This window comes from Pantoea sp. Mb-10 (genome assembly GCF_021272205.1).
In the GTDB taxonomy this organism is placed as follows: Bacteria; Pseudomonadota; Gammaproteobacteria; order Enterobacterales; family Enterobacteriaceae; genus Pantoea.
In genome coordinates this window covers 18684-44944 of sequence record NZ_JAJSDX010000008.1, presented here as the reverse complement: position 1 = coordinate 44944, position 26261 = coordinate 18684, and the positions used below count along the sequence as shown (strand labels likewise).

The 26261-nt window shown below is 57.3% G+C and carries 24 protein-coding genes; 17 read left to right on the top strand and 7 right to left on the bottom strand.

Going from position 1 to position 26261, the window contains the following annotated elements:
- The first annotated feature begins 286 nt into the window (after window positions 1–286).
- The 9 genes from LU196_RS16600 (at window position 287) to LU196_RS16560 (ending at window position 11048) form a co-directional block, all read left to right on the top strand.
- Complete coding sequence (locus LU196_RS16600; protein WP_232760620.1) at window positions 287–2848, top strand: class I adenylate cyclase; 2562 nt, start codon at window positions 287–289, stop codon at window positions 2846–2848.
- 134 nt (window positions 2849–2982) lie between these two features.
- On the top strand, window positions 2983–3186 hold the full coding sequence (locus tag LU196_RS16595; RefSeq protein ID WP_232760618.1) for an LPS translocon maturation chaperone LptM: 204 nt from the start codon (window positions 2983–2985) through the stop codon (window positions 3184–3186).
- Between the two features lie 29 nt (window positions 3187–3215).
- Window positions 3216–4040 carry a diaminopimelate epimerase gene (gene dapF, locus LU196_RS16590; RefSeq protein ID WP_232760617.1) on the top strand — a complete coding sequence of 275 codons (825 nt, stop codon included), beginning with the start codon at window positions 3216–3218 and terminating at the stop codon, window positions 4038–4040.
- A complete protein-coding gene (locus LU196_RS16585) occupies window positions 4037–4741 on the top strand; it encodes a DUF484 domain-containing protein (protein WP_232760615.1) in 705 nt (234 codons plus the stop codon). The genes dapF and LU196_RS16585 overlap by 4 nt, the downstream gene beginning before the upstream one ends.
- Window positions 4738–5640, top strand: a complete 903-nt coding sequence (gene xerC / locus LU196_RS16580) for a tyrosine recombinase XerC (RefSeq protein ID WP_232760613.1) — start codon at window positions 4738–4740, stop codon at window positions 5638–5640. Before LU196_RS16585 ends, xerC begins: the two co-directional genes overlap by 4 nt.
- Window positions 5637–6353: a 5-amino-6-(5-phospho-D-ribitylamino)uracil phosphatase YigB gene (gene yigB, locus LU196_RS16575; RefSeq protein WP_232760612.1), complete on the top strand. Its 717-nt coding sequence runs from the start codon at window positions 5637–5639 to the stop codon at window positions 6351–6353. Before xerC ends, yigB begins: the two co-directional genes overlap by 4 nt.
- 105 nt (window positions 6354–6458) lie before the next feature.
- Window positions 6459–8621 carry a DNA helicase II gene (gene uvrD, locus LU196_RS16570; protein ID WP_232760610.1) on the top strand — a complete coding sequence of 721 codons (2163 nt, stop codon included), beginning with the start codon at window positions 6459–6461 and terminating at the stop codon, window positions 8619–8621.
- Window positions 8622–8936: 315 nt separating this feature from the next.
- Entirely contained in the window at window positions 8937–9890 is a 954-nt protein-coding gene (gene corA, locus LU196_RS16565; protein WP_232760784.1) for a magnesium/cobalt transporter CorA, read from the top strand.
- 111 nt (window positions 9891–10001) lie between these two features.
- The gene (locus tag LU196_RS16560) at window positions 10002–11048 is read left to right on the top strand and encodes an AbrB family transcriptional regulator (RefSeq protein ID WP_232760608.1); all 1047 of its coding nucleotides are present in this window, start codon (window positions 10002–10004) and stop codon (window positions 11046–11048) included.
- Here the strand turns inward: LU196_RS16560 and rarD are convergent.
- Both rarD and LU196_RS16550 read right to left on the bottom strand, forming a co-directional pair.
- Window positions 11025–11918 (bottom strand): EamA family transporter RarD, encoded by an 894-nt coding sequence (gene rarD / locus LU196_RS16555; RefSeq protein WP_232760607.1) that lies wholly within the window; start codon window positions 11916–11918, stop codon window positions 11025–11027. The two genes, LU196_RS16560 and rarD, sit on opposite strands and share 24 nt — an antisense overlap.
- A gap of 37 nt (window positions 11919–11955) precedes the next feature.
- A complete protein-coding gene (locus tag LU196_RS16550; RefSeq protein WP_232760606.1) occupies window positions 11956–12426 on the bottom strand; it encodes a thioesterase family protein in 471 nt (156 codons plus the stop codon).
- Between the two features lie 172 nt (window positions 12427–12598).
- Here LU196_RS16550 and pldA point away from each other — a divergent pair, with 172 nt between their 5' ends.
- From pldA to rhtC, 3 genes are read left to right on the top strand one after another with little or no spacing between them, the layout of a single operon-like run.
- The gene (gene pldA / locus LU196_RS16545) at window positions 12599–13477 is read left to right on the top strand and encodes a phospholipase A (RefSeq protein WP_232760605.1); all 879 of its coding nucleotides are present in this window, start codon (window positions 12599–12601) and stop codon (window positions 13475–13477) included.
- 20 nt (window positions 13478–13497) lie between these two features.
- Window positions 13498–15324 carry an ATP-dependent DNA helicase RecQ gene (recQ, locus tag LU196_RS16540; protein ID WP_232760603.1) on the top strand — a complete coding sequence of 609 codons (1827 nt, stop codon included), beginning with the start codon at window positions 13498–13500 and terminating at the stop codon, window positions 15322–15324.
- A 12-nt stretch (window positions 15325–15336) separates the two neighbouring features.
- Window positions 15337–15960 (top strand): threonine export protein RhtC, encoded by a 624-nt coding sequence (gene rhtC / locus LU196_RS16535; protein ID WP_232760601.1) that lies wholly within the window; start codon window positions 15337–15339, stop codon window positions 15958–15960.
- 39 nt (window positions 15961–15999) lie between these two features.
- On the opposite strand, the gene rhtB is transcribed toward rhtC, so the two are convergent.
- Window positions 16000–16623 (bottom strand): homoserine/homoserine lactone efflux protein, encoded by a 624-nt coding sequence (rhtB, locus tag LU196_RS16530; RefSeq protein ID WP_232760599.1) that lies wholly within the window; start codon window positions 16621–16623, stop codon window positions 16000–16002.
- Window positions 16624–16727: 104 nt separating this feature from the next.
- Between rhtB and pldB the strand changes: the two genes are divergently transcribed.
- Both pldB and yigL read left to right on the top strand, forming a co-directional pair.
- The gene (gene pldB, locus LU196_RS16525; RefSeq protein WP_232760598.1) at window positions 16728–17720 is read left to right on the top strand and encodes a lysophospholipase L2; all 993 of its coding nucleotides are present in this window, start codon (window positions 16728–16730) and stop codon (window positions 17718–17720) included.
- 27 nt (window positions 17721–17747) lie between these two features.
- Window positions 17748–18548, top strand: a complete 801-nt coding sequence (yigL, locus tag LU196_RS16520) for a sugar/pyridoxal phosphate phosphatase YigL (RefSeq protein ID WP_232760596.1) — start codon at window positions 17748–17750, stop codon at window positions 18546–18548.
- Window positions 18549–18578: 30 nt separating this feature from the next.
- Here yigL and glpT read toward each other — a convergent pair whose 3' ends face one another.
- Window positions 18579–19919, bottom strand: a complete 1341-nt coding sequence (gene glpT, locus LU196_RS16515; protein ID WP_232760595.1) for a glycerol-3-phosphate transporter — start codon at window positions 19917–19919, stop codon at window positions 18579–18581.
- A gap of 342 nt (window positions 19920–20261) precedes the next feature.
- Here glpT and LU196_RS16510 point away from each other — a divergent pair, with 342 nt between their 5' ends.
- Window positions 20262–21140 carry a carboxylate/amino acid/amine transporter gene (locus tag LU196_RS16510; protein ID WP_232760593.1) on the top strand — a complete coding sequence of 293 codons (879 nt, stop codon included), beginning with the start codon at window positions 20262–20264 and terminating at the stop codon, window positions 21138–21140.
- A 35-nt stretch (window positions 21141–21175) separates the two neighbouring features.
- Here LU196_RS16510 and LU196_RS16505 read toward each other — a convergent pair whose 3' ends face one another.
- The 3 genes from LU196_RS16505 to LU196_RS16495 form a co-directional block, all read right to left on the bottom strand.
- Window positions 21176–21655 (bottom strand): DUF1456 family protein, encoded by a 480-nt coding sequence (locus LU196_RS16505; RefSeq protein ID WP_232760592.1) that lies wholly within the window; start codon window positions 21653–21655, stop codon window positions 21176–21178.
- Between the two features lie 91 nt (window positions 21656–21746).
- Window positions 21747–22679, bottom strand: a complete 933-nt coding sequence (gene metR / locus LU196_RS16500; RefSeq protein ID WP_232760591.1) for an HTH-type transcriptional regulator MetR — start codon at window positions 22677–22679, stop codon at window positions 21747–21749.
- A gap of 221 nt (window positions 22680–22900) precedes the next feature.
- The gene (locus LU196_RS16495) at window positions 22901–23740 is read right to left on the bottom strand and encodes a dienelactone hydrolase family protein (protein ID WP_232760590.1); all 840 of its coding nucleotides are present in this window, start codon (window positions 23738–23740) and stop codon (window positions 22901–22903) included.
- 294 nt (window positions 23741–24034) lie between these two features.
- Between LU196_RS16495 and udp the strand changes: the two genes are divergently transcribed.
- Both udp and LU196_RS16485 read left to right on the top strand, forming a co-directional pair.
- The gene (gene udp / locus LU196_RS16490; protein WP_232760588.1) at window positions 24035–24796 is read left to right on the top strand and encodes a uridine phosphorylase; all 762 of its coding nucleotides are present in this window, start codon (window positions 24035–24037) and stop codon (window positions 24794–24796) included.
- A 99-nt stretch (window positions 24797–24895) separates the two neighbouring features.
- A complete protein-coding gene (locus LU196_RS16485) occupies window positions 24896–26167 on the top strand; it encodes a tetratricopeptide repeat protein (protein ID WP_232760586.1) in 1272 nt (423 codons plus the stop codon).
- The last annotated feature ends 94 nt before the right edge of the window (window positions 26168–26261 follow it).

Genomic DNA, 26261 nt, shown 5'->3' with positions numbered 1-26261 from the left:
GATTATCCTATCATTGATAGGGGAATGCTGTCAGTTTCAACGGATTGAAAAGGCCGCGCGGATAAAACAGGGTGTCAAATGCCCCGTTCTGCCCAGTTCGCGCCCTGAAAAAGCAGAGAGTGAGCGGAACATGCTAAACTGTCAGCTAGCGTAACTTTCTTTACGGTCAATCCTCCTGGTGTTAAATTGATCACGTTTCCAGCAATTATTTGCCCACGATCTTTATTATTAAGCGGTGAATGCGGGAAGCAGGGTGTTTAACACTGGGACAATCAGGCGAAACGTCTTGTACCTCTATATTGAGACACTGAAACAGAGACTGGATGCAATCAATCAGCTGCGCGTTGATCGCGCGCTGGCTGCCATGGGGCCTGCCTTTCAGCAGGTCTACAGTCTGCTGCCAACATTATTGCATTGTCATCATCCCTTGATGCCGGGCTACCTTGAGGGGAGCGTTCCGCATGGCATCTGTTTCTTCACGCCTGATGAAAACCAGCTGCAACTCTTGCAACAGCTCGCCGGTGACCAACCGCTTAACCTGAACGCCACCGCCAAAGGTGAGCGTCCTATTACCGGTATCTATTCCATGGGCAGCACCTCGTCGGTGGGGCAGAACAGCGTCTCCGATCTCGACATTTGGGTATGCCATCAATCCTGGCTCGACAACGAAGAACGCCTGAATCTGCAGCGTAAGTGTACCTTGCTGCAAAAATGGTGCGTGTCGATGGGTGTGGAAGTGAGCTTCTTCCTGATTGACGAAAACCGCTTCCGTCACAATGAAAGCGGCAGCCTGGGCGGTGAAGATTGCGGCTCGACCCAGCATATTTTGCTGTTGGATGAGTTTTACCGCACCGCCGTGCGTATGGCTGGCAAACGTATTCTGTGGAATATGGTGCCCGGCGAAGAAGAGCATCATTACGACGATTACGTGATGTCGCTCTACTCGCAAGGCGTGCTGACACCCAATGAGTGGCTGGATCTGGGCGGCATCGGCACGTTGTCAGCGGAAGAGTATTTTGGTGCCAGCCTGTGGCAACTGTATAAGAGCATCGACTCCCCCTACAAAGCCGTGCTGAAAACCTTGCTGCTAGAGGCCTACAGCTGGGAGTACCCCAATACGCAGCTACTGGCTATGGACATCAAGCAGCGGCTGCACGATGGGGAGATTGTCTGCTTTGGCCTCGATCCTTACTGCATGATGCTGGAGCGCGTTACGCGCTACCTCACCAGCGTGGATGACATGGCGCGCCTGGACCTGGTGCGCCGCTGCTTCTATTTAAAAGTGTGCGAGAAGCTCTCCAGCGAAGAGCATCACGCTCACCGTTCGGGATGGCGGCGCGAGATCCTGTCCCAGTTAGTCAAAGAGTGGGGCTGGGATGACGAAAAGCTGGCGGTGCTGGATAACCGCGCCCAGTGGAAAATCGAACGCGTGCGCGAAGCCCATAATGAATTGTTGGATGCGATGATGCAGAGCTATCGCAACCTCATCCGCTTTGCGCGTCGCAACAATTTAAGCGTCAGCGCCAGCCCGCAGGATATTGGGGTGCTGACCCGTAAACTGTACGCCGCGTTCGAAGCGCTGCCAGGCAAAGTCACGCTGGTGAATCCGCAAATTTCGCCGGATTTGTCAGAAGAACATCTGACAATCATCCACGTGCCGGAAGGGCGTGCTAACCGCGCGGGCTGGTATCTGTACAACCAGGCGCCGGACATGGATTCGATCATTAGCCACCAGCCGCTGGAGTACAACCGTTACCTGAACAAGCTCGTGGCTTGGGCGTGGTTCAATGGCTTACTTACCAGCAAAACGCGTCTGCACATGAAAGGGAATGCGTTTTGCGACCTGCCGCGACTGCAGGAGTTGGTTAACGATGTGTCGAGCCACTTCCCGCTGCGTCTGCCCGCGCCAACGGCAAAAGCGCTCTACAGCCCGTGTGAAATTCGCCATCTGGCCATCATCATCAACCTCGAACAGGATCCCACCGCCGCGTTCCGCAATCAGGTGGTGCACTTTGATTTCCGTAAGCTTGACGTGTTCAGCTTTGGCCAGCAGCAGCAATGCCTGATTGGCAGCGTGGACCTGCTGTACCGCAACTCCTGGAATGAAGTGCGTACGCTGCATTTCAGCGGTGAACAGGCGATGATCGAAGCGCTGAAGACCATTTTGGGCAAAATGCATCAGGATGCTTCTCCGCCGGATACGGTGGAAGTGTTCTGCTACAGCCAGCACCTGCGTGGGCTTATTCGCACCCGCGTTCAGCAGCTGGTGTCAGAGTGTATTGAGCTGCGCCTCTCCAGCACGCGTCAGGAACCCGGTCGCTTCAAAGCGCTGCGTATGGCTGGCCAAACGTGGGGGCTGTTTTTTGAGCGCATGAGCGTTTCGGTGCAGAAGCTGGAAAATGCCGTGGAGTTTTACGGCGCGATTTCTAATAACAAGCTGCACGGTTTGTCGATCAAAGTGGAAACCCAGCAAACGCCGCTGCCGCCCGTGGTCAATGGCTACGCCAGCGAAGGGATTATTCAGTTCTTCTTTGAAGACACCACCAACGATCGCGGCTTCAATATTTATATCCTTGACGAAAGTAACCGCGTTGAGGTGTATCACCACTGTGAAGGCAGCAAAGAAGAGCTGGTGCGCGATGTCAGCCGGTTCTACTCCTCCTCGCACGATCGGTTTACCTACGGTTCCAGCTTTATCAATTTCAACCTGCCGCAGTTCTACCAGATCGTGAACACCGGTGAACGCTTCCAGGTGATTCCGTTTCGCAGTCAGACGCTTGCCCAACTCTGCGCCACGCCACCGGACAACGACAACGGTGACTTCCAGCCGCGCTACCAAATGCATTGATACTGCGCGCTCTGGCGCAAGGCAGACGTTTATGCTCTGACGGCCGCGTGGATTTGCGGCTATTTCCTGTTGCTTTTACACCATCAACTGCGATGATAAGCAGCCATGGCTTAAGGAAAAAACGAGCAGAAAACATGAGAAAAATGATAAGCCAGCTTGGCATGGCGCTGGCGCTGGCCAGCCTTGTCGGCTGTGGCCTGAAAGGACCGCTGTATTTCCCCCCGCAGGAAAAATCGACCACCGGCAAACAGCAGGTCACTGAGCAGCAGAAAAAAGCCGCGCAGAACGCCGATGTGAATGGTCTGGTGACCAGCAAACCGGGTATGCAGGCGAACTAATTTCTATGAGTCATCCGGCGGAGCAGAAAATGCAGTTCTCAAAAATGCACGGTCTCGGCAACGATTTCATGGTTGTGGATGCCGTCACGCAAAACGTTTTTTTTTCGCCGGAACTGATTCGCCGCCTGGCGGATCGGCATCTGGGGATCGGCTTTGATCAGCTGCTGATCGTTGAACCGCCTTACGATCCCGATCTGGATTTTCACTACCGCATATTCAACGCTGACGGCAGTGAAGTGGCGCAGTGTGGTAACGGCGCCCGCTGTTTTGCGCGCTTTGTTCGCCTGAAGGGCTTGACCAACAAAAGCGATATCCGCGTCAGCACCCAGACCGGACGCATGGTGCTCAGCGTCACCCACGACGAGCTGGTGCGCGTTAACATGGCAGAGCCCAATTTTGAGCCACAGCAGGTGCCACTGCGTGCAAACAAAGCCGAAAATCTCTATTTGCAGCGCGTCGCCGAACAAACGGTGATGTTTGGCGCTGTCTCCATGGGCAATCCGCACTGCGTTATCCAGGTGGAAAGCGTCACCAGCGCGCCGGTTGAGACGCTTGGCCCCGCGCTGGAGAGCCACGAACGCTTTCCCGAGCGCGTTAACGTCGGCTTTATGGAAGTCGTGAACGCCGAGCATATTCGCCTGCGCGTGTATGAACGGGGCGCAGGTGAAACCCAGGCGTGCGGCAGCGGCGCGTGTGCGGCCGTGGCCTGCGGTATTCAACAGGGTATCCTGGCAGAAAACGTTCGCGTTGATTTACCGGGCGGCACGCTGCATATCGCCTGGAAAGGCGCCGGTCAGCCGCTGTTCATGACAGGTCCAGCTACACACGTCTACGATGGGTTTATTCATCTATGAAAAATATCGAAGAGCAAACCGACAGCGCGGTTTTGCTGGACGATCGGTCGGTTAGCGATTATCTGCGCCAGAATCCCGATTTTTTTATCCGTAATGCGCGTCAGGTAGAGCAGATGACGGTGCCGCATCCGGTGCGCGGAAGCGTGTCGCTGGTGGAGTGGCACATGGCACGCCAACGCAACCACATTCGGCAGCTCGAAGAGGAGATCACGCTGCTGATGGAGCAGGCCACGGCCAACCATCAGCTGTTTGATCGCCTGCTGGCGCTGCAAGGCCATCTGGCCGCCGCCGATAGCCTGCAGGACATGCTAACGCGACTGCATCGCTGGGCGCGTGAGTTGGGCTTGGCCGGTGCCAGTCTGCGTCTGTTTAACGATCAATGGCACATCGGCGCGCCCTCTGATTTCACGCAGCTTGGGCTGTCGCGTCAGGCCTTTGAGCCGCTGCGCATTCAGCGTTTTGGCGATGCGCACCATTATCTCGGCAATCTGAACGGTCCTGAACTGCTGCTGCTTCTGCCGCAGGCCAAAGCGATTGGCTCGGTGGCGATGTCGCTGATGGGCGAGCACGGCGAGCTGGGCGTGTTGATCTTTACCAGCCGTGATAATCAGCACTATCAGGCGGGCATGGGCACGCTACTGCTACAGCATTTGGCGCAGATGCTGCCCGAGCTGCTGTCCCGTTGGATCGCGCGTGCATGAGTCCGCTGCTGCCCGCCGTTGATGGCTTTCTGCGCTATGTCAAAGTTGAACGCCAGCTCAGTCCGTTGACGCAAAAAAACTATACCCGCCAGCTACACGCCATCGTCGCGCTCGCCGACGAAATGCACATCGTGAGTTGGGCGCAGCTCGAGCCGGCGCAGGTGCGCCAGCTGGCGGCGCGCAGTCGGCGCGGCGGCCTGCAAGCCAGTAGCCTGGCGCTGCGCATGTCGGCGCTGCGCAGCTTCCTTGACTGGCAGGTCAGCCAGGGGATGATAAGCGCCAATCCCGCGAAAGGAATTGCCACACCGCGTAACGCTCGCCATTTGCCGAAAAACATGGACGTGGATGAAGTTAACCAGCTGCTGGAGATCGACTTAAGCGATCCGCTGGCAGTGCGTGACCGCGCGATGTTGGAAACGATGTACGGCGGCGGCTTGCGTTTATCGGAACTGGTGGGGATGGATTGCCGTCATCTTGACCTGGATGCCGGTGAAGTATGGGTGCTGGGCAAAGGCAGCAAAGAGCGTCGCGTACCTATTGGGGGCACGGCCGTCACCTGGCTTAAGCACTGGTTTACCCTGCGCGACACCTTCGCGCCAAAGGATGATGCGGTGTTTATCTCCTCACGCGGCAGCCGTATTTCCGCGCGTAATGTCCAAAAGCGCTTCGCCGAATGGGGAATTCGCCAGGGCGTTGCGAGCCATATTCATCCACATAAGCTGCGCCACTCGTTTGCCACGCACTTACTGGAATCAAGCGGCGACCTGCGCGCGGTACAGGAACTGCTGGGACACGCCAATCTGTCCACCACACAAATCTATACCCACCTTGATTTTCAGCACCTGGCGACGGTGTACGATGCCGCGCATCCGCGTGCTAAACGAGGAAAATCGTCATGAAGTTTTATCGCTCGCTCGGTCCGATCAAGGCGATCACCTTCGATCTGGACGACACGCTGTATGACAATCATCCGGTGATCCGCAAAACCACCGCCGAGGCGCACGCCGCGCTGCAGGCTTATCATCCTGCGCTGCACGACTTCACGCCTGCGGATTATCAGGCGATACGCGACGCGCTGCTGGCGCGCGAGCCGGACATTTATCACGACGTGTCAGAGTGGCGTCGACGCTCGGTAGAGCAGGCGCTGCTGAATGTTGGCCTGACCGCCACCGAAGCCCGCGCGGGTGCACATGAGGTGATGGCCGTGTTTCACCGCTGGCGCAGCGACGTGGCGATGCCGGACGAGACGCACCGCACGCTGGCGTGGCTGGCCGATCGCGTACCGCTGGTGGCGATCACGAACGGCAACGCCGATCCTGAAAAGCTCGGTATTCATACCTATTTTCAGTTTGCGCTCCGTGCCGGTCCGCACGGCCGCGCCAAACCGTGGCAGGACATGTATCACCTGGCCGCCGAACGACTGGCCCTGGCGCCTGAACATATTTTGCACGTTGGCGACGATCTCACCACTGACGTGGCGGGCGCGCTGCGCGCCGGGCTGCAGGCGTGCTGGATCAACCTGCGCGCCGGTAACCTGATGCACATTGCCGATGCCCGGCAACTCCCGCATCTCGAAATTCATCAGTTGGCAGCGCTGACCGCGTTGATATAATAGCTGTAAATATATCCAGCTGCATGCCTTCCGCTTTTGCTTGCCGCGCGCCGCGGCAGCCGCGAACGAGAAGGGATGCGCCCCCCACATCTTTAAACGGTGCTTATGGACGTTTCTGAACTGCTTAACGGCTTGAATGACAAACAGCGCGAGGCGGTGGCCGCTCCGCGCAGCAACCTTCTGGTGCTAGCCGGTGCAGGCAGTGGTAAAACGCGCGTACTGGTGCACCGCATCGCTTGGCTGCTGTCGGTAGAGAACTGCTCGCCGTATTCCATTATGGCCGTGACCTTTACCAATAAAGCGGCGGCGGAGATGCGCCATCGCATCGATCAGTTGATCGGCACCAGCCAGGGCGGCATGTGGATAGGCACCTTTCACGGTCTGGCGCACCGTTTGCTGCGCGCTCATCACCTGGATGCCGGGCTGCCGCAGGATTTCCAAATTCTCGACAGCGACGATCAGCTGCGCCTGCTCAAGCGCCTGATCAAGGCGATGAATCTGGATGAGAAGCAGTGGCCCGCGCGTCAGGGCATGTGGTACATCAATGGCAAAAAAGATGAGGGCCTGCGGCCCAAGCACATCGAAAGCTACGGTAACCCGGTTGAACAAACCTGGCTGCGTATCTATCAGGCTTACCAGGAAGCGTGCGATCGCGCCGGACTGGTGGACTTCGCCGAACTGCTGCTGCGCGCGCATGAGCTGTGGCTGAACAAACCGCACATTCTCAACCACTACCGCGAACGTTTTAGCAACGTGCTGGTGGATGAGTTCCAGGATACCAACAACATTCAGTACGCCTGGATTCGCATGCTAGCCGGGGAGACCGGCCGCGTGATCATCGTGGGCGATGACGACCAGTCAATCTATGGCTGGCGCGGCGCGAAGGTCGAGAATATCCAGCGCTTTTTGCAGGATTTCCCCGGCGCGGAGACCATTCGCCTGGAGCAGAACTACCGCTCTACCAATAACATCCTGAAAGCGGCTAACGCCCTGATCGCCAATAACAATGGACGCCTCGGCAAAGAGCTGTGGACCGACGGCAGCGACGGAGAAAAGATCTCGATTTACTGCGCCTTTAATGAGCTGGATGAAGCGCGCTACGTGGTGAATCGCATCAAAACCTGGCATGAAAACGGCAACGCGCTACAGGATTGCGCCATTCTTTATCGCAGTAACGCCCAGTCGCGCGTACTGGAAGAGGCGCTATTGCAAGCCAGTATGCCGTATCGTATTTACGGCGGTATGCGCTTCTTCGAACGCCAGGAGATCAAAGACGCGTTGGCCTACCTGCGCCTGATGGCGAATCGTAATGACGACGCGGCGTTTGAGCGCGTGGTTAACACGCCGGTGCGCGGCGTCGGCGATCGCACCCTTGACGTGGTGCGCCAGACGGCGCGTGAACGCCAGCTGACGCTGTGGCAGGCGACGCGTGAACTGCTGCAGAACAAAGCCCTGGCTGGCCGCGCCGCCGCTGCGCTTCAGCGTTTCTGCGAGCTGGTGGAGTCGCTGGCCACTGAAACCGCCGAGATGCCGCTGCACGTCCAAACTGACCGGGTCATCAAGGATTCCGGCCTGTGGGTGATGTATGAACAAGAGAAAGGCGAAAAAGGCCAGGCGCGTATCGAAAACTTAGAGGAACTGGTGACCGCAACGCGCCAGTTCAGCTACCAGGACGAAGATGAAGATCTGATGCCGCTGCAGGCGTTTTTGTCGCATGCGGCGCTGGAAGCCGGCGAAGGGCAGGCGGACAAATGGCAGGATGCGGTGCAGCTGATGACGCTGCATTCGGCGAAAGGCCTTGAGTTCAGTCAAGTGTATATCGTGGGTATGGAAGAGGGCATGTTCCCCAGCCAGATGTCGCTGGATGAGGGCGGACGGCTGGAAGAGGAGCGTCGCCTGGCCTACGTCGGCGTAACCCGCGCCATGCAAAAATTGACGCTGACCTACGCGGAAACGCGTCGCCTTTATGGTAAGGAAGTGTATCACCGTCCGTCGCGCTTTATCGGTGAACTGCCAGAAGCGTGCGTGGAAGAGGTGCGCTTACGTGCCAGCGTGAGCCGTCCGGTGAGCCATCAGCGTATGGGAACGCCCGTTGCCCAAAACGACAGCGGCTTCACGCTGGGCCAGCGCGTGCGCCACGCCAAGTTTGGTGAAGGCACCATTATCAACCTGGAAGGCAGCGGCGAGCACAGCCGCTTGCAGGTGGCCTTTACCGGACAGGGAATCAAGTGGCTGGTCGCTGCCTATGCCCGACTGGAAACGGTGTAGCGCGGTTGCGCTACCTTGACGACTTTTTCGTCTCAGCGTAACATGCGCCCACTATTATCAAGAGAGGACAATGCCTTGGACGCGCCCAGTCGATGCTGGCTCTATCCCCTGGTTTCCAGGATCATCTAAGGCTACCTCTCTGCTGGTAGCCTTCGATGTTATCAGCGACCTCCCTCTACACTCTCGTCGCATGAGTCAGCACTGATTTATCCTTGAAGCGAAAGTTTCCGCGTTCAGGCTTTGCCGTGCCCGTTTTGCCTTCGGCATCCCGGTTCACCGCCTTGTCCCATGAAGTCTGCAATGGGGAGTATTGCTATGCTGAGCGCCTTTAAACTTGAGCGCGATCGCCTGACGCGCATCGAGCTGGAAGAGAATAACGATAACCTGCACACCTCGGTGTGGGTGGATTTGATTGAGCCCGACGACAGCGAGCGTGAGCGCGTGCAGTCTGAACTGGGGCAAAGCCTGGCGACCCGGCCGGAGCTGGAAGATATCGAAGCCTCCGCGCGTTTTTTTGAAGACGAAGATGGCCTGCACATCCACTCCTTCTTTTTCTTTGAGGATGCCGAAGATCACGCCGGAAACGCCACGGTGGCGTTCACCATTCGTGAGGACCGCCTTTATACGCTGCGCGAGCGTGAACTGCCCGCGTTCCGTCTTTACCGCATGCGCGCGCGCAATCAGACGCTGATTGATGGCAACGCCTATGAGCTGCTGCTGGATCTGTTTGAAACCAAAATCGAACAGCTGGCGGACGAGATTGAAAACATCTACAGCGCACTGGAAAAGCTGAGCCGCGTGATCATGGAGGGCCAGCAGGGCGAAGAGTATGACGAGGCGCTGTCGCGTCTGGCGGAGCTGGAGGATATCGGTTGGAAAGTGCGTCTGTGTCTGATGGATACCCAGCGCGCGCTGAACTTCCTGGTACGCAAAGCCCGGCTGCCCAGCAACCAGCTGGAACAGGCGCGGGAAATTTTGCGCGACATCGAATCGCTGCTGCCGCATAACGAATCGCTGTTCCAGAAGGTGAACTTCCTGATGCAGGCGGCGATGGGCTTTATCAATATCGAACAGAACCGCATCATCAAAATCTTCTCGGTGGTCTCGGTGGTGTTCCTGCCGCCGACGCTGGTGGCCTCCAGCTACGGCATGAACTTTGAGTTTATGCCAGAACTGAAGTGGAGCTTTGGCTACCCAGGCGCGATTGGCCTGATGATTCTGGCCGGGCTGGCACCGTACCTCTATTTCAAACGCAAAAACTGGCTGTAAGCGAAACGCCCGCTTCCTGCATCTTCTGCGTCGCCCGCCTGTGGCGACGACTTGAATTATGATGAAGGAAGCGTAACCTGTTGCCTCCTCTCACTTTTCGCGTCCGAGCTTATGTCACGTTTCTCCTTATGGCAGCAGTGGACTCTGTTGCTGATCGCCTCGCTGCTGTTGGGCGTTGTTCTCCAGCTTTTCCATCTCCCCGCCGCGCTATTATTGGGGCCGATGATCGTCGGCACATTCATGGGGCTGTCCGGCGCCACGGTGCGCATTGATAAACGTTTCTTTGTGGGCGCGCAGGCGGTGCTGGGCTGCATGATTGGCCAGAGTTTGTCGCCCGCCATTCTGACACCGCTGCTGCACGACTGGCCGATTGTGCTGGCGGTGCTGCTGCTGACGCTGGCGGCCAGCGGGCTCTCTGGCTTCTTGCTGGTGCGCTTTAGTCACCTGCCGGGGCCGACTGGCGCCTGGGGCTCGTCCCCGGGGGGCGCATCGGCGATGGTCGCGATGGCCGGTGATTTTGGTGCGGATGTGCGCCTGGTGGCGTTTATGCAGTATCTGCGCGTGCTGTTCGTGGCCACCGCCGCGGCGGTGGTGGCGCGTATTGGCCTCGGCAGCGAAGGCGGCACAGCGGATCTGGTGTGGTTTCCGCCGCTGCAGAGCGGATTTTTACTGACGTTGCTGGTGATGGCGCTGGGTGCCTGGCTCGGGCAAACGCTGCGTATTCCCTCTGGCGCGTTGCTGCTCCCCGCATTGATGGGCGCGACCCTGCACGGCACGGGTATCGCTACGTTGCAGGTGCCGGAGTGGCTGCTGGCGCTGGCCTACGCGCTCATTGGCTGGAGCGTGGGGCTGCGCTTTACGCGTCCCATTTTCTTTCTGGCGCTGCGCACGCTGCCGCAAATGCTGGCCTCTATTTTCGGGTTAATGCTGCTCTGCGGCGGACTGGCCTGGATGCTGACGCGCGTGCTGCACGTGGATTTAATGACCGCTTATCTGGCGACCAGTCCGGGCGGGTTGGATACCGTAGCGATCATCGCCGCCGGTACCCGCGTTGATATGGCGTTTGTTATGGCCATGCAGACGCTGCGTCTGTTCACTATTCTGCTCACTGGCCCGGCGATGGCGCGCTTTATTTCACGCTTTGCGCGTGCGGGCTGAGAACCGCACGGCATCAACAATAAAGATGGCCAGCGCCAGCCAAATAAAGCCAAACGTAACCAGCTTGTCGGTGGTTAGGTGTTCACCGTAAAACAGCACCGCCAGCAGGAACATCAGCGTTGGGCCGAGGTACTGAAAGAAGCCCACCGTGGAGAGGCGCAGACGCGCGCAGGCCGCCGCGAACAGCATCAGTGGAATCGTCGTGACGATCCCGGCTGCCACCAGCTTGAGGTTCAGCATCAGCGGATTGGCGCTGAGGTGGCTGGTGGCGCTGTCGGCAAAACCAAACAGATAAATCGCCGCCAGCGGGAACAGCCAGGCGGTTTCAATGAGCATGCCGCTCTGCGCATCGACCTGAATCTTTTTACGTAGCAGAGCGTAGAACGCAAAACTCAGCGCCAGGCCCAGTGCGATAATGGGCAGCGAGCCAAACTGCCACAGCTGCACCAGCACGCCGAGGGTCGCCAGCGCCACGGCCAGCCACTGCAGCCTGCGAAAACGCTCGCGCAGGAACAGCATGCCAAACACCACATTAATCAGCGGGTTGATAAAATAGCCGAGGCTGGCTTCCAGCATGTGCTGATTGTTCACCGCCCAGATAAACAGCAGCCAGTTACCACCGATGGTTAGCGCCGTAAGCGCCAGCAGCAGCACTTTTTTGGGCTGCGTCACCACTTTCGAGACCTGTTTCCAGCTTCGGCTCAGGGTAATTAAGATCAGCATAAACAGCGCCGACCAAATCACGCGGTGAGTCATGATTTCGGTGGGAGGAACGGCTTTAACCAGCTTGAAGTAGGCCGGTGCGATGCCCCAGATAAAGTAAGCGCCGAGCGCGTAACCGATGCCCTGCCGCGTTTGTTGCGTATCCATGATGCGTGTCCAGAAAGTGGCGTGCAAGTGAGAGACGTTAACCGATGAGGTAAGTGGCGGTGGCGGTGGCGATGTAATCGCCCTGCTGATTATGCAGCTCAACCCGCGCCACGGCGACCTTATTGCCCGCGCGCAGCAGCGTGCTGGCCGCCAAAAAGCGCTCGCCGCGGCCGGGCCGGAGGTAATCCACGCGCATATCAATGGTGCCCATGCGCGCCAGACGCTGACGCAGCATCTCTTCACTGATCTGCGCGTCACGCGACAGCGCGTGGCTAACGCACACCAGACCGGCCGCCACGTCCAGCACCGAGGCGATGACGCCGCCGTGTAGAATCTGCTGTGCCGCGTTGCCGACCAGCATGGTTTTATTGGCGAAGCTGAGTTCGGCATAGTTGGCGTCCAGACGATCCAGCTCCAAACCCAGCGCCTGATTAAACGGCATGTGATACACGAAAATTTCGCCAATCAAGTGGCGCGCTTCCTGCGGTGTCAGCAACGGGGATGACATAAACCTTGCCTTAAAATGTTAACGAGTTGTGTATCTTAAGCTGCCCCTGCATCGCTTTCCAGTTTCAAAAATCGCCGCTGAACAATGTGGCGCTTTGCGTGTAGAATGGCCTGCTTTTTGAACCGTCGCCCTGATGAGACGATACATTGACGCCGTTCTTTCGGAGAATATTATGCGTAAGCTTTACGCTTTGATCGCTGCGGCATTGATGCTGCCTGCGCTGGCTTTGGCTGATGAAGCCACAATAAAAGAGGTGCACGATGCCCCTGCGGTGAGAGGCAGTATCATTGCCAATCTGCTGGAGAAGCACGATAACCCGTTTGTGCTGTACCCTTACGAAAACAACTATCTGCTCTATACCTACACCAGTGACATGAATAAAGAGGCGATTTCGTCTTACAACTGGGCAGACAAAGCCAAGAACGATGAAGTAAAATTCCAGCTCAGCCTGGCATTTCCGCTGTGGCGGGGCATTTTGGGCGACAACTCTGTGCTGGCCGCCTCTTATACTCAGCGTTCGTGGTGGCAGCTTTCTAACCGTGGTGCGTCGTCGCCGTTCCGCGAAACCAACTATGAGCCGCAGATTTTCCTCGGCTGGGCCACGGATTACGATTTCGCAGGCTGGACGCTGCGCGATGTTGAACTGGGCCTGAACCATCAGTCCAACGGCCGCAGCGACCCGACCTCACGCAGCTGGAACCGCGTATATGCCCGTCTGATGGCGCAGAACGGTAACTTCCTCGCGGAAATCAAACCTTGGTATCGTCTGCCGGAAAGCGCGAACAATGACGATAACCCGGACATCACCAAATACATGGGTTACTACCGCGCGAAGCTGGGTTACATGGTCGGTGACAGCATCTACAGCGTGGAAGGCAACTACAACTGGAACAGCGGCTACGGCGGCGCCACCTTCGCCTGGAGCTATCCTATCAGCGAGCACGTGCGTTTCTATACCCAAGTTTTCAGCGGTTATGGTGAATCGCTCATCGACTACAACCATCGTCAAACGCGCGTGGGCGTGGGCGTAACGCTTAACGATCTGTTCTAAATAGTCAAAACAGGATTACCGTGGCAACATCGGCAGTGCTAAATCAGGAAATGCTGGCGCAGCAGGTTCTTCATGACACCTTCGGCTATCAGCAGTTTCGTCCCGGCCAGCAAACGATTATCGAAACGGCGCTTGCCGGACGTGACTGCCTGGTGGTTATGCCCACCGGCGGCGGTAAGTCGTTGTGCTATCAAATTCCCGCGCTGGTGCGCGATGGGTTGACGCTGGTGGTTTCGCCGCTGATTTCGCTGATGAAAGATCAGGTCGATCAGCTGCTGGCCAACGGCGTCGCGGCGGCCTGTCTGAATTCAACGCAGACGCGCGAACAGCAGCAGCAGGTTATGGCAGATTGCCGCACCGGCAAGTTAAAGCTGCTGTATATCGCGCCGGAGCGGCTGATGATGGATAACTTCCTCGACGGCTTGCAGCACTGGAATCCGGTGATGCTGGCCGTGGATGAAGCGCACTGCATTTCGCAGTGGGGCCATGATTTCCGGCCGGAATACGGTGCGTTGGGGCAGCTGCGTCAGCGCTTCCCGGCGCTGCCAGTGATGGCGCTGACCGCCACCGCCGATGAAACCACGCGTAATGACATTGTGCATCTGCTGCAGATGCACGATCCGCTGATTCAACTGAGCAGTTTTGACCGTCCTAATATTCGCTATACGCTGGTGGAGAAATTCAAACCCAGCGAACAGCTGCTGCGCTACGTGCAGGAGCAGCGCGGCAAAAGCGGCATCATCTACTGTAACAGCCGCGCTAAAGTAGAAGATACTGCGGCGCGTCTGCAAAGTCGTGGCCTGAGCGCAGGGGCCTATCACGCCGGCATCGACAGCGAACAGCGGGCGCGCGTGCAGGAAGCGTTTCAGCGTGACGATCTGCAAATTGTGGTCGCCACCGTGGCGTTTGGCATGGGCATTAACAAGCCCAATGTGCGCTTTGTGGTGCATTTTGATATTCCGCGCAACATTGAATCCTATTATCAGGAAACCGGACGTGCCGGGCGCGATGGTCTGCCTGCCGAAGCGATGATGCTCTACGATCCGGCGGACATGGCGTGGCTGCGCAAGTGTCTTGAAGAGAAAATGCCGGGTCCGCTGCAGGACATTGAGCGCCACAAGCTGAATGCGATGGGGGCGTTTGCCGAGGCGCAAACCTGCCGTCGTCTGGTGCTGCTGAACTATTTTGGCGAAGGGCGTCAAAAGCCCTGCGGTAACTGTGATATCTGCCTCGATCCGCCGCGCCGCTATGACGGCCTGGTGGAAGCGCAGAAGGCGCTCTCCTGTATTTATCGCACCGGGCAGCGCTTTGGCATGAGCTATATTGTTGAAGTGCTGCGCGGCTCAACCAACCAGCGCCTGCGCGATAATGGTCACGATAAGCTGCCGGTCTACGGCATCGGACGCGATCAAAGCCAGGAGCACTGGATCAGCGTGCTGCGTCAGCTGATTCACCTTGGCATGGTGACGCAAAATATTGCCCTCCATTCGGCGCTGCAGCTGACCGAAGCGGCGCGACCGGTGCTGCGTGCGGAAGTGCCGCTGATGTTAGCGGTACCGCGTACCGTGGCGGTGAAAAGCCGCAGCGGCAACGCGCCTAAAGTCTACGGCGGCAATTACGACCGCAAGCTGTTTGCCAAGCTGCGTAAGTTGCGTAAAGCCATTGCCGATGAAGAGAATATCCCGCCGTACGTGGTGTTTAATGACGCAACGCTGATCGAAATGGCGGAGCAGGTGCCGGTGACGGCCTCCGAGATGCTGAGCGTCAACGGCGTGGGCCATCGCAAGCTGGAACGCTTTGGTAAGCCCTTCCTGTTAATGATTAAAGAACATCTTGATGAAGCCTAAAGGAAAGACAACATGCTGATGTTATTTGCCACCGTGGCGCTGGTGCATTTAGTGGCGCTGATGAGCCCTGGCCCGGATTTTTTCTTTGTGTCACAAACCGCCGCCAGCCGATCGCGTAAAGAAGCCATGCTTGGCGTGCTGGGTATTACGCTGGGCATTGTTATTTGGGCCGGTGTGGCGCTGATGGGGCTGCATCTGATTCTGGCCAAAATGGCGTGGCTGCATGACATCATTATGGTGGGTGGCGGCTTATATCTGTTGTGGATGGGCTGGCAGCTGCTGCGCTCCGCGCGCCACCGTCATCGGCATCCGCACAGCGCGCCACCTACGGTGGAGCTGCCGAAGCGCGGCATGAGCTTTTTAAAGGGATTTCTCACAAACCTGTCTAACCCCAAGGCCATTATCTACTTTGGCAGCGTTTTTTCTCTGTTTGTGGGGAACGATGTCGGTGCCATTGAGCGCTGGGGTCTGTTTTTACTGATTGTCGGTGAAACCTTTGCCTGGTTTACGCTGGTGGCCGCGATTTTTGCGCTGCCGTGGATGCGCGATAAGTACCAGCGCCTGGCAAAATGGGTGGACGGCACCGCTGGCGTGCTGTTTGCGGGCTTCGGTCTTCATTTGATCATCTCACGCTAAGCGCGACGTTTCCCCCGCCGTCGCGGGGGAGGCGGTGCGTCAGGCGATGCGTCGCGCGCTGGCTAGCAGCGCACCTACGGCCATAAACAGGCCGCCAAAGATACGATTTAACCGCTTCATCTGCTTCGGCCCTTTAATCCATCCGGCGATGCGCGTTGCCAGGGTGGCATAGCCAATCATTACGATGATATCCACCACAATGGTGGTGACGCCCAGGATCAGGTACTGCATCAGCTGAGGCTGATGCGGCTGGATAAACTGCGGGAACAGCGCGGCAAGAAACACAATGCTTTTGGGATTGGTGAGGTTCACCAGCAGCGCGCGCTGAAACAGCCGACGGCGCGGCATGGCTTTGGCGACGGCGTTGAGATCGATGCCGCCCGCTGCCCGCCACTGTTGAATGCCAAGCCATACCAGATAGGCCGCGCCGGCCCATTTCAGCACTTCAAACGCGACCATCGACTGAGAAAACAGCGCGCCCAATCCCGCACCCACCAGCACGATATGCACCGCCAGGCCAAGCTGCAAACCGGTAATCGACGCTACCGTGCCGCGATAGCCGTGGCTGATGCCGGTGCTCATGGTGTTGATGGCACCTGAGCCCGGAGAAAGGCTAAGAATTGTTGTGGTAAGCAGGTAGGTTAACCACCATTCAATGGTCATGGGTGACATTCCCTGAAGTAAGCGAAGTATGACACAATACGCCAGAACATCGCGGCACGCTATTCAGTGGATGCCTGCTAATGACGTTTTTTCCAGGAGGACGGATGCAGCATCACAAACAGAGCTGGCTCGGGCGTGAAAAGGCCTTTGCGGCGTTTGCGACCGGTCCGCTGCTGGACTTCTGGCGCCATCGAGAAGAGTGCGAATTTACCGGCGTTGGCAACCTCACGATCCGCTATGTCCGTTTTACTTCGCCGCAGCATCGTCGCGTGATTTTGATTGTGCCGGGACGCATTGAGAGCTACATCAAATACCCTGAGCTGGCCTACGATCTGTTTCACTGCGGCTACGACGTGGTGATCATCGATCATCGCGGGCAGGGCCGCTCCGATCGCCTGCTGGCCGATTCGCACCGGGGTCACGTGGTGGCGTTTAACGATTACGTTGACGATCTGGAAACGCTTTACCTGAAAGAGATCGTCAGTCATCACTATGAACAGCGCTACGTGCTGTCGCACTCGATGGGCGGCGCGATCCTCGCGCTGTTTCTGGCGCGCCAGCCGCAGGCGTTTCACGCCGCGGTATTCTCCGCTCCAATGTTTGGCATTGTGCTGCCGCTGCCGCCTTTTCTGGCGCATCGCATTCTTGACTGGGCCGAAAAGCTGCCGGCGCTACGCGATGGCTACGCGCTGGGAACCGGTCGCTGGCGTGCGCATCCGTTTGGCATGAATCGCCTAACGCACAGCCATGAACGCTATCGCCGCAGTCTGCGTTTCTACGCTGACGATCCAGCGATCCGCGTGGGCGGCCCGACCTATCATTGGGTGCGCGAAGGCGTACAGGCTGGGCGCGACATTCTGGCGCAGGTGGCGAATATCACCACGCCCACGCTGCTACTGCAGGCAAGCAAAGACGATGTGGTGGATAACCGATCGCAAGATGCCTTTTGCGCCGCGATGGCGCAGGCCGGCCATCCCTGTGAAGGCACCACGCCGTATGTTATTCAGGGCGCGCGTCATGAGATCCTGTTTGAATCCGATGCCATGCGTGCAGAAGCCCTCAACGCGGCGATCGCTTTTTTTGAGCGCCACGTTTAACCCTATAGCCCTTACCCGAGGTTTTACATGTATCACATTGTCGCATCCGATCTGGATGGCACGCTGCTTTCACCGGACCATCGCCTGACGCCTTTCGCAAGTAACACCCTTCAGGCGCTGGTGGCGCGCGATATCCACTTTATTTTTGCGACCGGACGCCACCACATTGATGTCGGTCAAATGCGCGATAAGCTGGCTATCCCGGCGTACATGATCACCTCCAACGGCGCGCGCGTGCACAATCCGGCGGGCGAGTTGGTGTTTAGCCACAACCTTGACGCCGACATCGCCAGCGATCTCTACGGCCTGCACTATCAGGATCCTGAGATCCTGACGCACGTTTATCGCGACGATGAGTGGTTTATTAACCGTCACGCACCGGAAGAGCAGGACTATTTCCGCGAATCGGTGTTTATGTATCAGGTTTACCAGCCCGGTATTCTGCCTACCGATGGCATCAGCAAAGTGTTTTTCACCTGTGACGATCCCGCGCGGCTGGTGCCGCTGGAGCAGGCGATTGAGGCGCGCTGGGGCGATCGCGTTAACGTCAGCTTTTCGCTGCCAACCTGTCTGGAAGTGATGGCGGGCGGCGTATCAAAAGGGCATGCGCTGGAGGCCGTTGCGCGCCAGCTGGGTCACTCGCTCGACGCCTGCATCGCTTTTGGCGACGGCATGAACGACGTTGAGATGCTAAGCATGTCTGGTAAAGGCTGCATCATGCGCAATGCGCAGCAGCGTTTGAAAGATACGCTGCCAACGCTGGAAGTGATTGGCAGCAACGCTGAAGACGCGGTACCGCATACGCTGCGTAACCTGTTTCTTGCGTAAATAAGGGCCGGGAAAACCGGCCCTTATCGATCACATCTGCGCCTGTTTATGCTTGTGCTCGCTCAGCATGGTGAGCAACAGCAGTACTACCGCTAACGCCGAACCGGCAATCATCACAATAAATCCGCCGTCCCAGCCGAAGAAATCCACGGTATAGCCGACGATAGCGCTGGCAGCGACCGATCCGCCAAGGTAGCCAAACAGGCCGGTGAAGCCCGCTGCCGTCCCGGCCGCTTTTTTCGGGGCCAGCTCCAGCGCGTGCAGGCCGATCAGCATCACCGGGCCGTAGATCAGGAAGCCGATCACGATCATGCACAGCATATCGATACCCGGATTGCCCGGTGGGTTGAGCCAGTACACCACGGTGGCGATGGTCACCAGCGTCATAAAGAACACACCCGTGGCGCCGCGGTTGCCGCGAAAGACCTTGTCTGACATCCAGCCGCACAGCAGGGTGCCTGGGATGCCCGCGTATTCATAAAAGAAGTAAGCCCAAGACGATTTATCCAGCGTAAAGTGCTTGACCTCTTTTAAATAGGTCGGCGACCAGTCGAGAATGCCGTAGCGCAGCAGATAGACAAAGACGTTGGCCAGCGCGATATACCACAACAGCTTGTTGGGCAGGATGTACTGCATAAAGATCTGTTTTGCCGTCAGCTCCTGTTCGTGATTTTCGCTGTAATCGGCCGGATAATCATTTTTCCACGCTTCAATCGGCGGTAACCCGCATGACTGCGGTGTATCACGCATCAGCGCGAAGGCAATAATCGCGACCAGAATCGCGCCGAAGGCGGGCATGTAGAGCGCCGCTTTCCAGTCGTTGAACCACGCCATACCCAGCAGGAACAGCAGCGGGGGAATGCCGCCGCCGACGTTATGGGCGCAGTTCCAGACGGACACAATTCCGCCACGCTCTTTCTGTGACCACCAGTGCACCATCGTGCGTCCACAGGGCGGCCAGCCCATGCCCTGAAACCATCCGCACAAAAACAGCAGCACAAACATCACCATGATGCTGGAGGTTGCCCACGGCACAAAGCCCATAAACAGCATCACGGCTGCGGCCAGAATGAGCCCGGCGGGCAAGAAAACGCGAGGGTTTGAACGGTCAGAGACCGACCCCATGATGAATTTTGAAAAGCCGTAGGCTATAGAAATACCGGACAGTGCAAAGCCGAGATCCCCGCGCGAGAAGCCCTGTTCCACCAGGTACGGCATTGCCAGCGCAAAGTTTTTGCGTACCAAATAGTAGGCAGCATAGCCAAAGAAAATGCCGATGAAAATTTGCCAGCGTAGCCGGCGATAAAGGGGATCGACGTGCGCGTCGTCGACCCGCGGGCGGTGCGGTGCAGGTTTGAAAATACTTAACATGTGAGGCCCTCCAGGGCGCGATAATAGTTATAAATTCCCAGCAGGTTAGAGCGGCAATCATTGACGCCTTAATTGGAAAGCGGCTTTCCAATTCGCGCAAAGAATAGAGAGCCAAAGCGAAGGTTACTGTGATGTATGACACATTTGTTACAGCTTGATGACAGTGAGGCGCGAAAACAGCCAAGAAATGGTGGATTTCGCGCATAAGAGAGGACGGTGTGCGCGGAGGTTAGGCTATGCGTATTGATTGTTTTATTTTTACTCACTTGTAAACCAGAAAAGCGCGTTTCGCGGCGGCGCTTTGTTTACACTAGCGCCACCGTAAATTGTGAGATCGCGACCGTGCTGTTATTGATCGTTACCACCGTACTTTGGGCGTTTTCGTTTAGCTTAATTGGCGAATATCTTGCCGGGCAGGTGGATTCCTGGTTCTCGGTGCTGATGCGCCTCGGCCTTGCCGCCCTGGTTTTTCTGCCGTTTCTGCGTTGGCGCGGCTATCAGGTCTCTACGCTGTTGCTCTACATGCTGGTAGGCATGCTGCAACTGGGTGTGATGTACCTGTTGAGCTTTGAAGCCTATTTGTATCTGAGCGTGCCGGAATTTTTGCTGTTTACCGTGATGACGCCGCTCTACGTCACGCTGATTTATGACCTGTTGAAGCGACGTCCGCTGCGTATCGGCTATGCCTTCAGCGCGCTGCTGGCGGTCGCGGGCGCGGCAATCATTCGCTATGACAAAGTCAGCGACCACTTCTGGTTTGGCTTGTTACTGGTGCAGGCGGCCAATATCTGCTTTGCCATCGGCATGGTGGGCTATAAGCGGCTGCAGGAAACGCGGCCAATGCCGCAGCATACGGCGTTCTCCTGGTTCTATCTTGGCGCGGTGATCATCGCTATTGTGGCGTGGACGCTGTGGGGAAATCCCCATAAATTACCGACCACTTCCTTGCAGTGGGGCGTGCTGGTGTGGCTGGGCGTTGCCGCATCGGGATTGGGCTATTTCATGTGGAATTACGGCGCGACGCAGGTGGATGCGGGCACGCTGGGCATCATGAACAACATGCATGTGCCCGCCGGCCTGTTGGTGAATCTGGCGATTTGGCAGCAAACTCCGCACTGGCCGAGCTTTATTGCCGGGGCAGCGGTGATCGTCGCGTCGCTTTACGTGCACAAGCGCTGGATTCTGGGGAACGCCACCGCCCGCGAAGAGGGCGGTCGGTAACCGAGAGGTCGGCGCTCATCACGTCGACCCGCGGCTTACGCCTTTTTCGCCGGGGCGGGGCGCTGGATCAGCGTCATGCCTTTCAAGAAATTGCGTAGGATTTGATCGCCGCACTCGCGGTAGTTTTTGTGATCGGGATTGCGAAAAATCGCGCCAATTTCCGCCTGCGAGACCTTGAAGTTCGCTTTTGCCAACACATCGGGAATGTCGCTGGTTTTCAGGGCAAAAGCGATACGCAGTTTTTTCAGGAAGATATTGTTGCTCATGCGGCGCTCTACCGACGGCGCAGGCGCATCGTCGCTTTTACCGCGACGGTAAAAGATCAGGCCATTGAGAAAATAGCCCATGAGCACATCGGGCAGTTTGCGAAACGCGGCGTCATCCTCTTTCTTCAGCCACGCCTGCACATCTTCCAGCGGCACGTCACTTCCCGCCAGGGCAAAAATCTCCACCACTTTGCTATCGCTCAGGTCAAGCATATAGCGCACGCTGCGCAGAACATCGTTATTGGTCATGGTGAAACTCTCCGGGGTAGCGAACAAAGCGGCGCATTATAGAGCAGGCAGAGCGGGGATAACAGCGCGGGCGAGGGCAATCGCCCGCCAATCAGTTTGACGCTAACGGCAATGTGCCGGGACGAGAAGCGTCGCGCACGTACGGCAAGTGTTCGCACGCGTGCTGTCGGGCGAAGCGCACAAAGGCTTCCAGCACCGGCTGACGTTGCTCGCCGTCGCGGGCGGCCGCATAAAGACGGCTCCAGAGACCGTCACCCAGCGTGCGCGTCACCACCAGGCCTTGCTGCTCAAAACTTTCAACCACCCAGTGCGGCAGCGCTGCGATGCCCATGCCCGCCGACACCATCTGAATCAACAGCAGGGTGTTATCCACATTTTTCAGCGCGGGAGAGACGCCAGCCGGCTGCAAAAAGTGTCGCCAGATATCCAGACGCTGGCGCTGCACCGGATAAATCATCAACACCTCATCGGCCAAATCTTCCGGTGAGATCGGTGCACGCTGCGCCAGGGGATGATCGGGCGCCAGCACTAAGCGCACTTCATAGTCAAACATGGGCGTATAAAACAGACCGCTGCGCGGCAGAATGTCGCTGGTCAGCACCACGTCCAGTTCGCCTTGTTGCAACGCGGGTTGGGGATCAAACGTCACGCCAGATTTGAAATCCATCATGACCTGCGGCCAGTGTTGGCGAAAATTATTCAGCGCTGGCGTCAGCCATTGAATGCAGCTGTGACACTCGATGGCGATGCGTAATGTGGTCTGGCGGGGCTCGTCACAGGCCTGAAGCGCCTGCTGAATCTGCGGTAGAACCTGCTCGGCTAACTGCAGCAATATTTCTCCCTGCGGCGTAAAACGCAGCGGCTGACTCTTGCGTACAAACAGCCGAAAGCCCAGCCGCTGTTCCAAATCGCTGAACTGATGCGACAGCGCTGATTGCGTCTGATGCAGCTGAGCGGCGGCGGCGGCTAACGAGCCGGTATTACGTAACGCCTGCAGCGTTCGCAGGTGTTTAAGTTCGATCATGAGCGTCCTTCACATCGAGAGAGCACGAAATGCGCGTGTGCCTATACAGTACCTGCAGTTCATGGCGGTGTAAACATCTGGACGGCTAAACAGCGTGCGTGGCGACAGGATTAATTTGGCGGGTTGCCCCTGTGGCGCACAGGGGCAAGGCCTGCATGACGGTGGCAGTTCGACGTTGCGTGTGGCGGGGAAGAAAAAACGGGCGCTTGCGCGCCCGCGTGCTATTCGGCTTTGGGCGCGACACCGTACTGTCTGAACCACGCCAGCATGCGCGTCCAGGCGTCTTTGGCAGACTCCGCGTGGTAGCTTGGACGATAATCGGCGTTAAAGGCGTGACCCGCCTCGGGGTAGACCACGATCTCTGCGGTGGCGTTGGCGGCATGCAGCGCCTGGCGCATTTTCTCGACACTTTCCAGGGGGATACCCTCATCCTGTCCACCATACAGGCCCAGCACCGGCGCATTAAGATCCACCGCCACGTCGATTGGGTGCTTTTGCTGTTTAAGGGTTTTCTCGCCTTCGAGGCGCCCGTACCACGCCGCCGCTGCACGCACCTGCGGGTTGTGCGCCGCGAACAGCCAGCTAATGCGACCGCCCCAGCAGAAGCCGGTAATCGCCAGGCGCTGCATATCGCCACCGTGGCGTGCCGCCCAGTTGGCGACGTGATCGAGATCGGAGAGCACCTGCGAATCCGGCACTTTACTCACCAGCTCTTTAAACAGCGTGGGTATATCGGCATAGTCGTTGGGGTCGCCTTCGCGGAAATAGAGCTCTGGTGCCACCGCCAGATACCCTTCATGAGCAAGGCGACGGCAGATATCGCGAATATGCTCATGGACGCCGAATATCTCTTGTACCACCAGCACCACCGGCAGCGTACCTTCATACACTTTTGGCCGAGCATAAAAGGCGGGGAGATTTTCCCCCTGGCTTGGTACTGTGGTTTCGCCAGCGTAGAGGTTATCGCTGGTGGTAATAATGGTGCTGTCGGCCGTGGGTTGAACAGCCTGAGCAAAACCGCCAGCGGCTAAGGATGGGGCCCCGTTTTCTTCACTTTTCATGGTTTTCTCCGTGCTAGCGTGTGCGCAATCCCGTAACTATAGCCTGGCGCCATGGCTGAGGATGGCCGATTAGCGCGTGGGCGCGCATAGCGTCTTCTATTAACATTGCCAACGAATTTCCACAGCACCGTACGCGGCAAATCCGCATGAAGGGCGTTGATTGTGTGAAATTAATCACATTTTGATTGGCGATGATTGCAAGTTTCATTAGCGGAAGTGAAATTAGTCACATATTTGTGCTGATGCTTGGCGTAAAGTGGCGCGCTTATTCCCTTTCTTTATCAGGAGTCTGTTATGGCCCAGTCTGACGTTTTCCATCTTGGCATTACTCGAGCCGATCTGAAAGGCGCCCAGCTCGCCATCGTGCCGGGCGATCCGGAACGCGTGAAGAAAATCGCGGCGCTGATGGATAACCCACAACATCTGGCATCCCATCGCGAATTTACGACGTATCTTGCAGAGATTGAGGGAAAACCGGTTGTGGTGTGCTCAACCGGCATTGGCGGCCCTTCTACGTCTATTGCGGTTGAAGAGCTGGCGCAGCTGGGCGTGCGGACGTTTTTGCGCGTGGGCACGACCGGTGCCATTCAGCCGCACATCAATGTTGGCGATGTGCTGGTCACCACGGCGTCGGTCCGACTTGACGGCGCCAGCCTGCATTTCGCCCCGATGGTGTTCCCTGCGGTAGCCGATTTCGGCTGTACCACCGCGCTGGTGGCGGCGGCAGAGGCATGCGGGGCAACAACCCATATTGGGATTACCGCGTCATCTGATACCTTCTATCCGGGACAAGAGCGCTATGACACCTTCTCTGGACGCGTGGTCAGCCGGTTTAAAGGCTCAATGGAAGAGTGGCAGCAGATGGGCGTGCTCAATTATGAGATGGAATCCGCTACACTATTGACCATGTGCGCCAGCCAGGGGCTGCGTGCGGGCATGGTGGCGGGCGTCATTGTGAATCGTACGCAAAAAGAGATCCCTGATGCCGTCACAATGAAGCAAACCGAAAGCGATGCGGTAAAAATCGTGGTGGAAGCCGCCCGTCGCCTACTGTAGTGCGCGAGTCAGAGGATAATTCGAGACCAGGCTTATGGGTCATGCACTCAAAGCCTGACTAAACTGCGCACAGTCCCAGCTAAAACTGAGAAATTTCTTATGCGCAAAACGGTTATCCCTGCTCGTTCCCCCTTATTGGGTTCTCCTGCTGCCGCGCAGGCGCGCGTTGAAAATGCCGCCGCGCGTTTTCGTCAGGCCATGGCGGAGTCCAATTATCCGCTGGCACGCCAATGTTGTGAAGACGTGCTGCGCGTGATGCCGAATAATATGCAGGTGCTCAGTGACTATGCCTTGACGCTTATGCGTGTGGGTGAATACAAGAAGTCCTACAAAATCTATCAAAAAATTTATCACTCCTCTGCGGCACAGCGCGCCCAGGCCACGGAAACCTGGCTAGATGGTTTAGCGGAAGTGTGCGGCTGGCTGGACAAGATGGAGGAAGTCGCGCGCTACGGTCTGGAGTCGCTGCAGCAGTCCGATCGTCTTTTCCGGGACGGGAAAAAAGTGGCGTATCCCGCGCCAACCCCACCGCCGTTTAATCCCAACAAGCCAGCGGAAAATATCATTGCCTTCAGTTTGTACGGCAGCCAGCCGCGCTACTGCGAAACGATGATCAAAAACGTCGAGGTCGCGCGTGAGCTTTATCCAAACTGGATGTGCCGTATCTATCTTGACGACAGCGTGCCGCAACACGTTTGGCAGCGTCTGCGTCAGCCGAACACGCAATTGATCGATATGACCGGCAAGCAAGGCCTCTTTCCCACGCTATGGCGCTTTTTAGTTGTGGACGATCCCAGCGTGACGCGTTTTCTGGTGCGAGATGCCGACTCTCTGCTTTCTGAGCGCGAAGTGGCCGCGGTGGACGCTTGGCTACAGTCACCCTACTGGTTTCACCATATGCGCGACTATTTCTCACATACCGAACTGCTATTGGCAGGCATGTGGGGCGGCTGTCACGGCGTTTTCCACCATGTCGAGCAGCAGATGCGCGACTTCGTGGCCCAATACGCGGGCAACACGCGCTTTACCGATCAATATTTTCTGAAGGTGGCGCTGTGGCCCACGGTGCGTGAGAGTTTACTTAACCATGACGAGATTTTTCGCTTTCATCATGCGCAATCGTGGCCGGCACATCCACCAGTGCGCTGGCAGACGGCGCACTTTCACGTCGGCAGCAACGCCGGTTTTGCCAGCATGGCCGGTAAAGCGGTTAATCCCGAAAACGGCGTACAGCAGGTTGAGATCGCGTACGACGGTCATCAATGGTGCTATCCTGCGCGGGTGATCAATGCGTCGGAATGGGTGCTGCCTATGCCGTTTTTTCTTGTGGACGCCTGGAAAGCCGGGGATCTTCAGGTGCGGGCGCTGTGATCGCGCCTTTTGCCGCCGAATGACCCCGTTAAGGCATGCTGCCTTGAACTGACAACACCCGGACAAGCGCACATAAAATTGTCTGGACATCTAT